Source organism: Spirabiliibacterium mucosae, from assembly GCF_014884965.1.
Lineage (GTDB): Bacteria > Pseudomonadota > Gammaproteobacteria > Enterobacterales > Pasteurellaceae > Spirabiliibacterium > Spirabiliibacterium mucosae.
In genome coordinates this window covers 1-1,284 of the sequence record NZ_JABTBO010000057.1, presented here as the reverse complement: position 1 = coordinate 1,284, position 1,284 = coordinate 1, and the positions used below count along the sequence as shown (strand labels likewise).

Below are 1,284 nucleotides of genomic sequence, written 5' to 3'. Positions count from 1 at the left end.
AAGGATCCGCAAGATCCACCACCAGCGCCTGAGCCACAACCGAAAACCCCTAATGAAGTAGGTGTGGATATCAACAAAATTGGTCAAGATATCCAAGGGCCGGTTGATCGCAATGACTATGCTCGCATTACTCAGCAACAACTCAAAAGAGTTGATTCCAATGGCGATGGAAAAATTGATGATAATGATCAGTATTTCCCATTCGTTGTTGCAGGTTCAACTACCAAGGTTAACCAAGGTGGTGAAGTGAATGTGAGTGTGGTAAAAGCTGGTTCAACAGAAGTGTTGTTTGAAGGCAAAGCAATGGTTGATGCCCGTGGAAACTGGTCTGTTGATGTACCACATGACAGTAAATGGTTATCAAGTGTGAAAAGTGGTGATATGTTTGATGTGAAAGCCACTGTTGAGCAAGATGGCAAATCTGCTGAAGACATCGATAGAACAGCACCAGCACAATTGGATGAAAATAATCCAAATATTATAGATTTGAACCGTTTGGGTACTTCTTTGGATGCTAATGGTGGCCCAGATGCACTTGGTGATGCATCAGGTGGAAGTATTAGTGATAGAAAATATCAAGAGTATTCACCAGATGGTACTAAATCTACATCGCTTGATGATATTATCTTGATTGCTGACACTTTGGATACAGGCGATACAGACGGTCCAATTACAATTTCTACTGGAGATGGTAATGATGTAATCAAGGCAAATCGTATTGAAACTGGTGAAGGTGATAAAGCCATCCATATTGATATGGGTAATGGTGACGATTATCTCAACTTATATAGCCATGAGCATGGTCGTATTGGTACTGATGTTACTATTAATATGGGTGACGGTGATGACCGTATTTATGTTGAACATGATGGTATTGCTGGCACAACCATTGATATGGGAACTGGAAATGATTTAATTCAAACTACGGTTCTAGGCGGTAACAACAATTTCAATATGGGTGACGGTAATGATATTATTGTGATCACCGGTAATGAACAAGGGATTGGTGTAAAGAGTACGCCTAATAATTTTGATTTTGGTGAAGGCCAAGATTTGTTATTAATCAATGCTGTTAATACCAGTGGTGAATTCGTAAACTATACAGGCGAAATGTTCACAAACCTTGAATTTATTGATTTAGAAGGAACAGGAAATCAAATCAACCTTTATCAGTTTAACGATCGAGGTGCGACTTTACAAATCTATGGTAAAGCAGATGGAAATAATATTACTGGCTTAAGTAAAGATCCAGGTGCTGCAGTCAACGATTGAAACGCCAGATGG

At 39.5% G+C, this 1,284-nt stretch carries 1 protein-coding gene; it reads left to right on the top strand.

Annotated elements, in window-relative coordinates:
* A partial coding sequence (locus HPC37_RS10750) for a hypothetical protein (RefSeq protein ID WP_208123099.1) occupies positions 1 to 1,272 on the top strand: 1,272 nt, incomplete at its 5' end.
* Positions 1,273 to 1,284: the final 12 nt, after the last annotated feature.